This window comes from Shewanella sp. MF05960, from assembly GCF_050849305.1.
GTDB lineage: Bacteria > Pseudomonadota > Gammaproteobacteria > Enterobacterales > Shewanellaceae > Shewanella.
Genome location: NZ_JBOZPS010000001.1, coordinates 25,498 through 39,601 on the forward strand (window position 1 = coordinate 25,498; position 14,104 = coordinate 39,601).

The following is a 14,104-nucleotide window of genomic DNA, read 5'->3' on the forward strand; positions in this document are numbered from 1 at the left end:
GGCTTTTGTTATCTGTTAACGTTATTTTTTACGGTCACGAATATGTGTCATTGCACGCTTACGACGACGCTCTTGTCCTAAGGTTAACTTTTCAGTTCTGCCTTCAAACGGGTTAGAACCTTCATGGAAACGTAATTGGATTGGCGTACCAACCACTTTTAATGAACGACGGAAATAGTTCATCATATAACGCTTGTACGAGTCAGGCAGCTTGCTGACCTGGTTACCGTGTACCACAACAATCGGTGGGTTATAACCACCAGCGTGAGCATATTTCAGTTTAACACGACGACCATTAACCAATGGTGGCTGGTGATCATCTTGCGACATTTGCATAATACGCGTCAACATTGAAGTACTTACGCGGCGCGTGGCACTGTCGTAGGCTTCTTCGATTGACTCATACAAATGGCCAACACCGGTACCGTGTAATGCAGAAATAAAGTGAATACGGGCAAAATCGATAAAGCCTAAGCGGCGATCTAATTCACTTTTAACGCGATCTTTAATCTTTTGATCAATACCGTCCCACTTGTTTATCGCAATAACCAAAGCGCGACCCGCGTTTAAGGTAAAGCCTAATAAACCCAGATCTTGTTCTGCAATCCCTTCACGGGCATCGATAACTAATAGTACAACGTTAGCATCTTCAACCGCTTTCAAGGTTTTAATCACCGAGAACTTCTCGATAACTTCATGTACTTTGCTGCGACGACGAACACCAGCTGTATCAATCAATACGTATTCACGACCTTCACGCGACATAGGAATGTAAATACTGTCACGCGTGGTGCCTGGCTCGTCATAAACCACAACACGTTCTTCACCTAAAATACGGTTAATTAGCGTTGACTTACCCACGTTAGGCTTACCAATAATAGCAAGCTTAATCGGTAAATTCTGAAGACGAGTTTGCTCTGCTTCAGCTTCTTCTTCAGTATATTCACGCTCTACTTGCTCGCCTTCTTCGTCTAATTCACGAACAATGCCCATAGCCTCTGCATAAGGTGTTAGTGCGTAATCAATCATGTTGGTCACACCACGGCCTTGCGCAGCAGCCATTTGGTAGACTTCGCCTAGACCTAGAGACCAAAACTCAGCACAAGCAGAATCAGCATCAATACCATCAACTTTATTGGCAACAACAAAGGTCACTTTATCGCGACTACGTAAATGCTGAGCAATCGCTAAATCAGCAGCTGTCATACCAGCGCGCGCGTCTGTCATAAATAATACGACATCCGCTTCTTCAATCGCCGCTAATGACTGTTCAGCCATTTTTGTTTCGATCCCTTCTTCGGAGCCATCAATACCGCCGGTATCAACAACGATAAACTCGTACCCAGCTAAGAAAGCACGGCCGTATTTACGGTCACGTGTTAAGCCAGGAAAATCCGCTACTAACGCATCACGAGTACGTGTAAGACGATTAAATAATGTCGATTTACCGACGTTTGGTCGCCCCACAAGGGCCACTACAGGGATCATGATTTTGCCTCTAAAAAAACTTTTCAATAAAAAGCCCCCGGAACACTTCCAGGGGCTCTAGTGAAGACATTATACCTTAATTAATACTGAAATGGTCCTAGGACTTATTCAGCACTCGCGTCGGTATCTTCTTCAACTTTCATTTCTTGTTTGCTCAACGTGACAATGGCGACTTTTCCACTGCGACCTTGAACATAGATTTTGTCGTCAACCACTAGTGGCTGAGCGTATAAACCGTCGCTGTCGACTTGTATACGGCCGACTACATCACCACTGCTACGGTCGATGAAATGTAAATAGCCTTCTAAGTCGCCAACCACGATATAACCTTCAACAACCGCTGCTGCTGTTAATTCGCGATTTTTAAGCGTTGAATTGCTCCAAAGCTCTAAACCATTACGGCGATCAACTGAATAAATACGGCTATGGTCATCCACTAAATACAAGCTTAAACCAGCTTCAGCAAGTTCATTAAAGCTTGAGTATTTACGCGACCAAATAATACGGCCACTGCGTAATTCCATTGACACTAGGTTGCCGTTATAGCTAGCAACATATAAGTTTTCGCCAAGGATTAACGGAGTCATATCCACATCAGCCATACGAGTAAACTCGTTACCACCGCTTGGACTAAAAACCGGTTGTTCCCATGCGGCTTGGCCGTTATTTTTAACAACAACTGCCACTTTGCCGTCAGCTGTACCGACAAAGAATCCACCTGCTTCATAAGCTGCTGAAGAGGTACCACGTAATGTTAAGTTGGGTAGCTGACTTTCGTACGTCCAAAGCTTTTCACCCGTTTCAAGATTAAAACCTTCAAACGCGCCTTTAGCAGTATTTACCGCCACAACGTCTTCGGCCACCGTTGGCGCAGACAGTAATTCACCGTTAGCTTGGGCAGACCATAATACTTCGCCAGTGGCTTCATCTAACGCCACTAATAAACCGGTTTCGCCACCCACAAACACTTTTTTACGTGCAGCGGTTACACCCGCGGCTAAGCGAATACCGTTGGTTTTAGTTTTAAGCTTTTGCTCAAACTCATCGTTAAAGTTTTGCGTCCATAATTCTTCGCCAGTGACTTCATCAAAAGCAACAACAACGCCACTACGATCAGCAACAAATAATTTCCCATAACGGACGGTAGGACGAAGCTGCGAGTAATAATCGCCAACGCCGTTGCCTACACTGGTGTCCCAACTAATTTCTGGAAACACGGTTGCTTGAATATCAACTAATTCACTGACTGGCTCTTCTTCAACATCACTTGAAGAGCAAGCTGATAAAAAAGCAACACTTAGCCCAACGGCAAGCAGATTTCTACACCACGACTTCATTGGCTAAATTCCTTATGCCTTGTTTAGATTGTCTAGTTTCATTGTCAGCGCAGGACTGGCTAATGCGCCGCCATTATCTACCGCTGCTTGATAAGCTAACTTGGCTTTATCCAAATCACCTTGACGCACTAAAAAGTCGCCTTTTAATTCTTCACGCTGTGAAGCAAACGCTTCATCGGTCACTTGCTCAAGCGTGGCTAATGCCACACCTAAGTTATTTTGTTCAGCTTGTACACGTGCTAAACGGATGGTTGCGACCATACCTAAGCCTGAGCCTGGTTGCGCTGCAATCACTTTAGTGAATGCCGTTTCCGCTTTAGCTAAATCGCCCGCGTCAACCGCTGCTTTGGCAACCATTAATTCAAGCAGTGCTTGATAACCCGCTTGGTCATGCTCAGCAGTAAACGCTTCTGCTTGAGTTAAAAACGCAGCAGGATTAGTTGATTGCTCAGCAATAGCTTGAAACGTCTCAGAAGCTTGCTCTGCTGACTCGACTTTCATGTCTGAATAAGTGTTCCAACCATATAGGCCGCCAAGGCCTACCACAGCACCTACTGCAATTGAGGTACCGTAATCTTTCCAGAACTGCTTGATAGCATCTACTTGTTGTTCTTCTGTGCTATAAATTTCCATGTGCACTTCCCCTTTTAAATCAGTTCTGCAATTTTAGTTACCAGTTCATCACGGGCGACTAATTGTTGTTCGTTGTTGTTTCGTAATGGTTTAATAGCAACCTGATTATTGGCAATTTCGTTTTCGCCAATAATTAACGCATATTGAGCACCGCTTTTATCTGCGCGCTTCATCTGCTTTTTAAAGTTGCCACCACCGCAATGACTCATGACTTTAAGCGTTGGTAACTGTTGACGCAACTCTGCAGCAACTTTAATTGCTTCAACTAAGCAATTGTCGCCCATCGCTGTGACATATACATCAACTTCAGCTGCAATATCATTGGTTAGTTCAAGAGTTTCAAGCAGCAATACAATGCGCTCTAATCCCATAGCAAAACCCACTGCTGGCGTATCTTTACCGCCAAGCTGTCCGACTAAACCGTCATAACGACCGCCCGCCAACACAGTACCTTGCGAACCTAAGCTCGAGGTTACCCACTCAAATACCGTGCGGTTATAGTAATCTAAACCACGTACGAGACGCGGATTGATGGTGTATTGGATGCCAACAGCGTCTAAGAGTTCACATAAAGTTGAAAAATGTGTTTTGGTGTCTTCACCTAAGTAGTCCATTAACGCGGGTGCGTCAGCTAAAATAGCCTGCACTTGTGCATCTTTACTGTCTAGCACTCGTAATGGATTTGAATACATACGGCGTTGGCTGTCTTCATCCAACTTATCTTTATGTTGCTCTAAAAAGGCAATCAAAGCGTCACGATAAGCAGCACGTTCGGCCGGATCACCTAGCGTATTAAGCTCTAAGGCAACATGATCTTTAATGCCTAACTGATCCCATAAACGGGCAGACAACATTAATACTTCAGCATCAATATCAGCACTGCCAATACCGTAGACTTCAACACCAAATTGGTGGAATTGACGGTAACGACCTTTTTGAGGACGTTCATGACGGAACATCGGTCCCATGTACCATAAGCGTTGCTCTTGGTTGTACAGTAAACCGTGTTCATTGCCAGCACGCACTGTTGAAGCAGTACCTTCAGGACGCAGTGTTAAACTGTCGCCGTTACGGTCTTCAAAGGTGTACATTTCTTTTTCGACGATATCAGTCACTTCACCAATAGAACGTTTGAAAAGATCGGTACTTTCAACGATAGGCGTACGAATTTCGCTGTAACCAAATGCGCTTACTGATGAACGTAATACCGCTTCGACTTTTTGCCAAATTGGGCTTTGAGTAGGCAGAATATCGTTCATTCCGCGAATTGCTTGGATTTGCTTTGCCACTGTTACTTGTCCAATTTCGAAATTAGTTTGCACTAATAAAATGTAAATTGACTCGTTAAGGTAGTTGCTACCTTTAACAAGTTAGAGAATTATTCTGTTTTGTCGGCAATTTCAATACGATTAGCCATCATCGCCGCTTTTGCACGAATTTTGGCTTCTAAACCATCAACAATACTGTTGTTATCGAAGCGCTCTTTTTGACGCACACCATCATCGTAATAGCCGCTTTTAGCATGACCACCCGTTAAGCCAATGTGCGACACTAATGCTTCACCAGGTCCGTTTACAACGCAACCAATAATAGACACGTCCATTGCTGTGGTGACATCTTCTAAACGTCGCTCAAGTTCGTTAACGGTGCTAATTACATCAAATTCTTGGCGTGAGCAAGATGGGCAGGCAATAAAGTTAATCCCGCGGCTACGGATACGCAGTGATTTTAAAATATCAAAACCGACTTTGATTTCTTCAACAGGATCGGCGGCCAATGAGATACGAATGGTATCACCGATGCCTTCGGCTAAAAGCATGCCTAAACCCACTGCTGACTTTACTGAACCAGAGCGCATTCCGCCCGCTTCGGTAATACCTAAATGCAATGGTTGACGAATTTGTTTAGCCAGTAAACGGTATGAGGCAACGGCTAAAAAGACATCAGAGGCTTTGACACTGACTTTAAATTGGTCAAAGTTAAGACGATCTAATATGTCAACGTGACGCATAGCGGATTCAAGTAATGCCTCAGGCGTTGGCTCGCGGTATTTGTCCATTAAATCTTTTTCAAGCGAACCGCCATTTACACCGATTCGAATGGGAATGTTTTTATCGCGGGCACATTCAACCACACTACGAATACGCTCTTCGTTACCAATGTTACCTGGATTAATCCGCAAACAATCAACGCCATATTCTGCCACTTTTAAGGCGATACGGTAATCAAAGTGAATATCAGCGACTAACGGTACATTGACCGATTGCTTGATGATTTTAAACGCTTCAGCAGCATCCATTGTCGGCACAGACACACGCACAATGTCAGCACCCACTTTTTCTAATGCATTAATTTGCGCCACAGTTGCTGCTACATCCGTGGTTTTTGTATTGGTCATCGACTGTACAGCTATCGGTGCACCATCACCAATAGGCACATTGCCCACGTATATACGAGTGGAAGGTCTGCGAATAATTGGGGATTCGTTATACATGCAAATACGCTCTACTACTGATGCAAAAGCTCGTTATGCTTTTGGCAGGGTTAATCTTGCGACTCGACCGTTGGTAAACTCAGCAAGGCTGACTTTACTTCCGTCAAGACTAATACTGACGACCTGTGGTGCACCCAGTATGATTTTGAAAGGTTTGAGACCGCGGACTTCAACTAACTTAGCAGCTGTTTTGACACCATCAACCAACACTTTACCGTTAGCATCAGTTACGTTAATCCAGCAATCACCGCTTAACTCGATAGCGAGAACACCTTCAACACCAGTGCCAATAGCAGTACTTGCATTGGTATCGATAGTCGACGCAGTGCTTGCCTGGTTAAGGGTACTGGTTGATGTTGGATTTAAGGTACTTGCAGGCAAGGTCGTTGCTTGTGTTGCGCTCGGATTTGCTGAATTAAGATTACTGGCAGCATCAATAGCTGCATCACTTTCGGGTAATCCGTTTGAAGACGTTGCGTTATCAGTAGATGGCACTTGCTCTAAAGCATTTTCAGCGGCAATTTGCGCGCCTACATCCTGCTGACTAAGGCTACGAGTAATTTGTTGCGGCTCAGGCATGGCTGAGTCGGCAGCAATTTCTTCTACCGTTGGCAGTGAAACATCTACGTCAGTCAATAAAGACGACTTTTGAACCCACCAAATCACCAGCATTGCGATCAATACGGTAATGATAAAGTAAGTGACTAAATTAAGTCGGCTATTACGGGCTTGATGAGTGGTTTTTCGCGAAAAGCTTTGCATTGCCGGTGGAACAATTTCAGGCAACTGATGCTTTAAGCATTGTTGTATCTCATTAATATCAGCATGAACAAAACGTGCATAATTCTTAATATAGCCTCTAACATAAGTTGTTGAGGCAATATTTTCAAAAATGTCTTGTTCAATATCGCTGATAATTCTTGGACGCAAATGCAATTGTGTTGCAACGGCTTCGATAGACAACCCTTTTGCTTCACGAGCTGCCTTTAAGATAGCGCCAGCGGTAACAACATTTTTTAACAATGCCGCTTTTTCAGCGTCTTGTTCTACTTCGAATTCTTTAGTCATTAATTCAAGTTAGCTCTATAATTTTTGGCTTGTGGAGATGCAGGAAACTTCGCAATTAATAAAATGCCAAATCGTTTTACGGCTTCTTCGTTATTTGCCGCCTGCTCAATCTTGATCCCTAAGGCTAAACTTTCTGCAGATTCACTTACAACTCGATGGTATCTTGCGAGTTGTTCGCGCGCATCGCCGTAGTCAGCATCTTCCATGGCTAACTCGGTTAACTCTAATAACGTTACTTTTCTTCTTTGATCATACTTTAACGCCATATTAAAATACTGTCGCGCTTTTTCTTTATTTCCCGCTTTTCGGCTGCAGACCCCTAAATTTTCGTAGCTTGAGGCTGTACGAGTATATTTAGGGGTATTAATCGCGGCTAAAAACATCTTTTCTGACTCAGCGAATTTGTTTTGCTGGCATAAAAACACCCCAAAATTATTACGTGCATCTCCTGTCGCATCGCTAAGCGATATGGCGCGTTGGTATGACTCTTCTGTGCGAGCCAAATCCCCGACTACTTGATAGTAATACGCCATTGATACATGCACTTCACTCATTTCTGGCGCGTATTCTACTGCTTTGTTTAAATTATACTTTGCTTGCTCACTGTTACCGCGATTTAAATACGTTAACCCCAATTGCATACGCTCACGCGCAGCGCCAACCTTGTCAAACTTACGCTCGGCAACTGGGATGTCGGTACCACTGTAGGTGCGCTCGGTGACACAACCGCCAAGCGATATCGCCACTACAGTCATCACTAAAATCTTTTGCATTCCATGCTTCATTTATAAGCCTATTATCTATGCAAACAAAGAGTTAATCCATTGTGACTGAAATCTGGTTTTGTTGCATTTGTTTTTTTGCTAAACGCTTTGTTCTATCACGAATATCACCGGCTAACTGACCGCACGCAGCGTCAATATCATCGCCACGGGTTTTACGTACAATGACGGTAAAACCGTATTCCATCAATACTTTAGAGAAGCGATCAATACGTGAATTAGATGAACGCCCGTAAGGTGAACCTGGGTATGGATTGAACGGGATTAAATTAATTTTACATGGCGTGTCTTTCATTAACTTAGCAAGTTCATGTGCTTGGTCAGTGCTATCATTGATATGGTCTAGCATCACATACTCAACGGTCACGCGGCCACGGTTCGCGTTAGATTTCTCTAAATAACGACGAATACCGGCTAAGAATTCTTGTAAAGGATACTTTTTGTTTACAGGCACAAGTACATCACGCAGCTCATCATTTGGCGCGTGAATACTCACAGCTAATGCAACATCAATAGCATCGCCAAGTTTGTCTAACGCAGGGACTACGCCAGAAGTCGATAGGGTTACGCGACGTTTTGATAAGCTGAAACCAAAGTCATCTAACATAATATCCATAGCAGGAATAACATTAGCAAGGTTTAATAATGGCTCGCCCATGCCCATCATCACTACGTTAGAGATTGGACGGTCGCCAGTGTCTTTATGAAAACCTAAAAACTGCGAGACACGCCAAACTTGACCGACAATTTCAGACACGGTTAAGTTGCGGTTAAAGCCTTGCTGTCCCGTAGAGCAGAATGTACATTCTAATGCACAACCCACTTGAGATGACACGCATAAGGTCGCGCGGTCTTCTTCAGGAATATAGACAGTTTCAACTTCTTGGCCCTGGCCAACGTTAATGGCAAATTTAATGGTGCCATCATTCGACTTTTGAAAACTTGCAATTTCTGGTGCAACGATTTCACATTTAGCCGCAAGCTTACCTCGCAGTACTTTGTTAATGTTGTTCATTTCTTCAAAGTCGCTGACGCCAAAGTGATAAATCCACTTCATTAATTGATCGGCGCGGAACGGTTTTTCACCCATTTCGCTGAACAACGCTCGCAGTCCTTTACGATCAAGATCTAATAAATTGATTTTTTTTACACTCATCTGCCTAACCTCAAAACACCAAAACCTGTAACAGGGCGGCAAATTATACAGGTAGCATGGCCTTTTAGCCAGTATATCTACACGCTATCAACCTGAAGATGCTCGATTTCAAAAAGAATTTGCACGTGCGTAGACAAGGCATTGATTACAGATAATAGCTTTTCTCTTTTCAACGTCAGCTAAATTAACCAAAGCCACTGCATAAGCGCATGTAAAACTTGCCCTTTGCGAGTTTCACCGTGTTTCCCTGATGGTTAAATCAAGAGCGTTGTTGCGCTAACGTAGAAGGTACCGACATTAGCGTGTCGAGTATTAAACATACGGTAAAGCCCTGAAGTAGCACCGTCAGGTCAATTGGGAATATACTCACCTTTACTGGTTTAGGTGATGATATTTAATCTTGTAATCGTGCAGCCGGCTTAAACGCCCGAATTGACTAAAATAAAATACTCAAAATATATTCAGATTATATTAACTAAGCTTGTGATATCCTGCGGCTGGGCTATGTGGCCTGCCATGAGGAAGTGTTTACTTTCCCTGTATGACAACCCTTCTGTTTATCGTGTTTTTTGCTATATCCATTTCGTTTTTATGTAGTATTTTTGAAGCCGTGCTTCTGTCGGTTACACCAAGCTATATTGCAAACCTAAAAGAACATCACCCCCACGTCGCTGCCAGATTGCATAAACAAAAGCAGAATATTGACTCACCGTTAGTGTCGATCCTGACGCTCAATACAATCTCTCACACCATGGGTGCCTCGGTTGCCGGAGCTCAAGCCGCGATTGTGTTTGGTAGTGAAATGTTGGGTATTTTCTCCGCAGTATTAACATTTTTAATTTTATTTTTGTCTGAAATCATTCCTAAAATTATTGGGGCGAATCATTGGCGTAAATTAGCGCCCACGGTGTCGATATGTCTATATTGGATGGAAAAGCTGACTTTACCGTTAATATGGCTGTCGCAAAAAGTAACCGGCGTTTTAGGCAAAGGCGATAACAATCTTTACATGCGACAAGAGCTGAGCGCCATGAACCAATTGGCAAAAGACAGCGGCGAGTTAAGCGAACAAGAATCGCAAATTTTAACTCAGATGTTGGCCATGAAAGACATGTCAGTCACACATATTATGACGCCACGTACGGTTATTTTTAAATTACCGACAACCATGACCAACCAACAATTTATTGCCGACCATTTAAGTAGCCCTTTTACCCGATTTCCGGTTTATCAAGATGATCGCGACAACGTGATTGGTTACGTCAATCGTAATGACATCATCTTACAAGCCAGCTTATCGCCGCAAACGGCCATCGGCGACTACGTGAAAAACCTATTGGTTTTACAATCGTCGGTAAGCGTACTGCCATTGTTTCAAACCATGATAAAACGTAACAGTAAAATGGCATTGGTGGTTGACGAATATGGCTCAAGCGAAGGCATTGTGACCATTGAAGATATTATCGAAACCTTAATAGGTTTAGAGATTGTTGACTCAAAAGACATTGCCCCAGACATGCAGGCACTGGCTCGTAAATTGTGGCAACGACGCATAAAGAGCAAAGGTTTAGTAATTTACGGCGAAACCGAAACAAACTAAGGCTACGACATTTATTTTAATGCCAGAGACTCTGCTTACCATAACCCGTTACCACTAACGGGTTATTTTTTATGCGAATTGGCTGTATTTCAATATTGCTGTGGGTGACATCATTACGCCTGATACGTTAAGATAATGACATTACACAGAGGGAACTAATGCAAAAATCTTATCGTTTATCCATCGCTCATATCAACGACACGCATTCTAATTTTGAACCTAGCTCAGTCCAATTTACGCTAACAGCCAATCAACAATCATATAAGTTGGAAGGACATTCTGGTGGTTATGCACGCTTAGGGTTTCAAATCGAGCAAGCAAGGCAGCAAGCGGCCTCTGAACAGTGTCCATTTTTGTTTTTACACGGTGGAGATAGCTTTCAAGGTACCTTGTACTTTCGCGAATTCCAGGGCGCGGCCAATGCTCATCTGCTAAATTTATTAAAACCTGATGCCATGGTATTGGGTAATCATGAAATCGATGCCGGTAACAGCCCGGTACAAGCATTCTTAAACCGTATCGATTTTCCCGTTTTGGCTGGCAACATGGATTTAAGCCAAGAAGACAGACTCAAAGACGGCAGATTATACGGTCATCCAATGCTGTATGATTTTGATGACAGCAATGAAACCGCTAAAGTGTTAATTAAGCCTTTTCATGACACTAAAATAGCCATTATCGGCATTACGTTAGACCAAATGCGCCTAATTGCGAGGCCGGATCCCGACACTCATTTTGTCAATGCCATCGACACCACGCGTGCAACCATTGCTCGCTTAACTCGTCAAGGTATCAAGCATATTATTGTGTTGAGCCATTTAGGTTTAGATCAAGACCGCGAGCTAGCTGAACATGTTGACGGCATAAGCCTTATTATTGGCGGTCACTCTCATACGTTGCAAGGCAGTATGAGTGACATAGGTTTAAGTGACATCCCTTATGCCGAAACCATCAATTCAACGCCCATTTTACATGCAGGCAAGTATGCGGAAACACTTGGCCTAGCCGAAATCGTATTTGATCAACAAGGTCGAGTCATTGAGCTTATTGGCAACAATTACTTTATGCTCGATGACAATATTAACGTGACTCAAGCAGACGGAACAGCAGTTGACAGTGTTCTGAGCAAGCAATTAATCACCCAGTTATTGGCTCATCCGAGTATAAAAGACGCACAACATGACGAACAAATACATCAAGTGATCCATACCCAATACCGTCCTTCACTTGATGCCTTAGAAAACCAGATATTGGCGCATATTCCCCGCGACTTTGTCCATACTCGCTTACCAAGCAAGCATTTACCTCACGGCAGCGAAATTGCGCCATGGGTGAGCCGCAGCATGTATAAAGCGGCTAAATTTATTGAACCCAATATTGATTTTGCACTGCATAATGCTGGCGGCGTAAGGCAATCATTAAACAAGGGGCAATTGTCGCTTGCTGATGTGGTTGGCCGAATTTTACCGTTTGAGTTGCCATTAACCTTGTATCAAATTATGGGCAAGTACGTCATTGAGGCGCTTGAATCATCGATTAACAGTGCTACCAATAACGGCATAATGGGTACTGGCGCAGGAAGCTTCCCCTACCCTTATGGGCTTCGTTATTTTTACGATGGCAAACAAGCTAAAGGCCAGCGTATTACTCAAGTCGAAATTTATAAGCAAGATGCCTGGCAACCACTTGAAGTGAATAAACTGTATATTGGTGTGTCCAGTGCTTATACCGCAGCAGGAAAAGAAGGATATGACGCCCTGTTGCATGCTCACTGGCAACAACCTATTGAGCATCAAACCTTACCCGAAGCCTTTATTGATTTTGTCAGTCAACATGGACATTTAATTGAAGGACAACTGTTTGCTAATGTTCACTATATTAGCCACCGCGAATAACCGCGGCACACCTCCCTGAAATAGCGGCATAAATACACTAAAAAATGTCCTACTTGAAAACAGACAGCGATAATTGGGGTTAGATCACAGACCCCAATCAGCTTAAATGCTTAAATGCTGAAGTAATCCCTTGCGGACCTCTTCTAAATCGTATGACAGGACATTAATATGAAAGCTAAATTGATCGCATTTGCTGCCGCTGCCACCCTAGCATTAGGAATTTCATCTGTTTGGGCACAAGGTGCATTACATCAGGGCGAAGTGCTCGACACCATGAATGGTGGTGGTTACACCTATGTTCAAATTAAAGAAGCAGACAAAACTTACTGGGCTGCGGGTCCACAAACCCAAGTCAGCAAAGGTGATACGGTAGAAATGTCAGAACAAATGTGGATGACAGACTTTGCCAGCTCAAGCCTAAACAGAACCTTCGATAAGATCATGTTTGTTGGCAATATCAGCAAAAAATAGTTCTTTTACGCGCTAAAAAACACCATAATTGACCAATCTTTCGGATTGGTCTTTTTTATGGAAAATACACACACACTGCCCTATAAAATCATTGATTTTTCTGCACAGTATGCAGCTCAAGTCAGCCAGTTATATCATGCCGCAGTGCAGCATATTAACCATCCTCGATATCCACAAGCTAAATTAAACGCCTGGTCATCAGCACCACGGTCAACAAAATTTTGGCAATTGAGATACCAACGCAATCGCGCTTGGCTAGCCGTGAATGACCAGCAAGAAGTCGTGGGATTTATTAGTGTTGAAACTCACTTTAGTCAACAAGGCTATATAGACTGTTTATATGTTGCGCCAACAAGCCAACATCAAGGTATCGCTCGTGCACTGTATAAAACATTAGTGCACTGGGCACTGCAACAACAGTATTCCCACTTGAGTGTCGACGCGTCATATTTGTCTAAAACATTGTTTGAAACAAATGGCTTTGCACTTAAACAAGTCAGTTATCAGCAAAAACGCGGCCAAACGTTTACCGGCTTTTACATGAAAAAACGATTAATAGACTAGATACTAGGGCGGACTTCGTCCTGCTAGGGTCGCTTCGCGGCTAAGATTTTATAGCATCTAGCCGCGTAGCGTTCTAGTTGCTAGGGTTTTTCGTTAATTCGCTTGTCAGCGCTTTAACAGGGGTTGCAACATTTCTTCTAAGCCATTGAGTTTCACTTCATACATTAACGCTAATTGCTCACCAAGCTTACCCGCAGGAAAACCTTTGGAATGAAACCACACTAAATAAGGCTCAGGCAGCTGCAACAACTTTCGCCCAGCATATTTACCAAAAGGCATGGTTTGGTTTATCGCTTCGAGTAATTGTTGCTCATTCATGATTCGGGTTCCAAACACAGCTAATATATACACAAATTATATCACGCCGTTATTAAAAAAAAGTGGAATTTTACCTCGCACCCACTTATATCGATTTGAAATAAATAAATCTATTAAGAGACGTAAAATGCATATAGCGCTTAACGATAGGCAAATTTATCCACCTGCAAAAGCTGACAAATAAAGACTCAACTCGCACAATCTTAGCCTAAGTGTTTATGCTATTTAACTTTTCAATAACATTGACGCACGTAACCGATTAACGTCAACTTTTTGCCATACTCACTCTTTTTGTCAA

Annotated in this window: 13 protein-coding genes; 4 read left to right on the top strand and 9 right to left on the bottom strand. The window is 43.1% G+C overall.

The genetic code is table 11. The annotated features are described in order from the left end of the window. Positions 1-21: 21 nt before the first annotated feature. From der to ACROAE_RS00160, 8 genes are all read right to left on the bottom strand, one after another. The gene (der, locus tag ACROAE_RS00125) at positions 22-1,488 is read right to left on the bottom strand and encodes a ribosome biogenesis GTPase Der (protein ID WP_432398901.1); all 1,467 of its coding nucleotides are present in this window, start codon (positions 1,486-1,488) and stop codon (positions 22-24) included. A 104-nt stretch (positions 1,489-1,592) separates the two neighbouring features. Continuing rightward, complete coding sequence (bamB, locus tag ACROAE_RS00130; RefSeq protein ID WP_432398902.1) at positions 1,593-2,825, bottom strand: outer membrane protein assembly factor BamB; 1,233 nt, start codon at positions 2,823-2,825, stop codon at positions 1,593-1,595. Between the two features lie 12 nt (positions 2,826-2,837). Continuing rightward, on the bottom strand, positions 2,838-3,458 hold the full coding sequence (locus ACROAE_RS00135) for a tetratricopeptide repeat protein (RefSeq protein WP_432398903.1): 621 nt from the start codon (positions 3,456-3,458) through the stop codon (positions 2,838-2,840). Positions 3,459-3,472: 14 nt separating this feature from the next. Next, positions 3,473-4,747: a histidine--tRNA ligase gene (hisS, locus tag ACROAE_RS00140; protein WP_432398904.1), complete on the bottom strand. Its 1,275-nt coding sequence runs from the start codon at positions 4,745-4,747 to the stop codon at positions 3,473-3,475. Positions 4,748-4,836: 89 nt separating this feature from the next. Then, a complete protein-coding gene (gene ispG, locus ACROAE_RS00145; RefSeq protein WP_432398905.1) occupies positions 4,837-5,952 on the bottom strand; it encodes a flavodoxin-dependent (E)-4-hydroxy-3-methylbut-2-enyl-diphosphate synthase in 1,116 nt (371 codons plus the stop codon). 33 nt (positions 5,953-5,985) lie between these two features. Beyond that, entirely contained in the window at positions 5,986-7,020 is a 1,035-nt protein-coding gene (locus ACROAE_RS00150; protein ID WP_432398906.1) for a RodZ domain-containing protein, read from the bottom strand. After that, the gene (gene pilW, locus ACROAE_RS00155; protein ID WP_432398907.1) at positions 7,020-7,805 is read right to left on the bottom strand and encodes a type IV pilus biogenesis/stability protein PilW; all 786 of its coding nucleotides are present in this window, start codon (positions 7,803-7,805) and stop codon (positions 7,020-7,022) included. Before pilW ends, ACROAE_RS00150 begins: the two co-directional genes overlap by 1 nt. Positions 7,806-7,836: 31 nt before the next feature. Then, positions 7,837-8,958, bottom strand: coding sequence for a bifunctional tRNA (adenosine(37)-C2)-methyltransferase TrmG/ribosomal RNA large subunit methyltransferase RlmN (locus tag ACROAE_RS00160; RefSeq protein WP_432398908.1), 1,122 nt, complete (start codon positions 8,956-8,958; stop codon positions 7,837-7,839). 541 nt (positions 8,959-9,499) lie between these two features. On the opposite strand from ACROAE_RS00160, the gene ACROAE_RS00165 reads away from it, so the two are divergent. From ACROAE_RS00165 to ACROAE_RS00180, 4 genes are all read left to right on the top strand, one after another. Next, on the top strand, positions 9,500-10,558 hold the full coding sequence (locus ACROAE_RS00165) for a CNNM domain-containing protein (RefSeq protein ID WP_432398909.1): 1,059 nt from the start codon (positions 9,500-9,502) through the stop codon (positions 10,556-10,558). Positions 10,559-10,716: 158 nt separating this feature from the next. Beyond that, positions 10,717-12,453 carry a bifunctional metallophosphatase/5'-nucleotidase gene (locus tag ACROAE_RS00170; protein WP_432398910.1) on the top strand — a complete coding sequence of 579 codons (1,737 nt, stop codon included), beginning with the start codon at positions 10,717-10,719 and terminating at the stop codon, positions 12,451-12,453. A gap of 168 nt (positions 12,454-12,621) precedes the next feature. Continuing rightward, entirely contained in the window at positions 12,622-12,924 is a 303-nt protein-coding gene (locus tag ACROAE_RS00175) for an NrfJ (protein ID WP_188954409.1), read from the top strand. Between the two features lie 57 nt (positions 12,925-12,981). Next, complete coding sequence (locus tag ACROAE_RS00180; protein ID WP_432398911.1) at positions 12,982-13,488, top strand: GNAT family N-acetyltransferase; 507 nt, start codon at positions 12,982-12,984, stop codon at positions 13,486-13,488. 105 nt (positions 13,489-13,593) lie between these two features. Here the strand turns inward: ACROAE_RS00180 and ACROAE_RS00185 are convergent, their stop codons facing one another. Continuing rightward, complete coding sequence (locus ACROAE_RS00185) at positions 13,594-13,806, bottom strand: DUF3820 family protein (RefSeq protein WP_188954405.1); 213 nt, start codon at positions 13,804-13,806, stop codon at positions 13,594-13,596. Between the last annotated feature and the right edge of the window lie 298 nt (positions 13,807-14,104).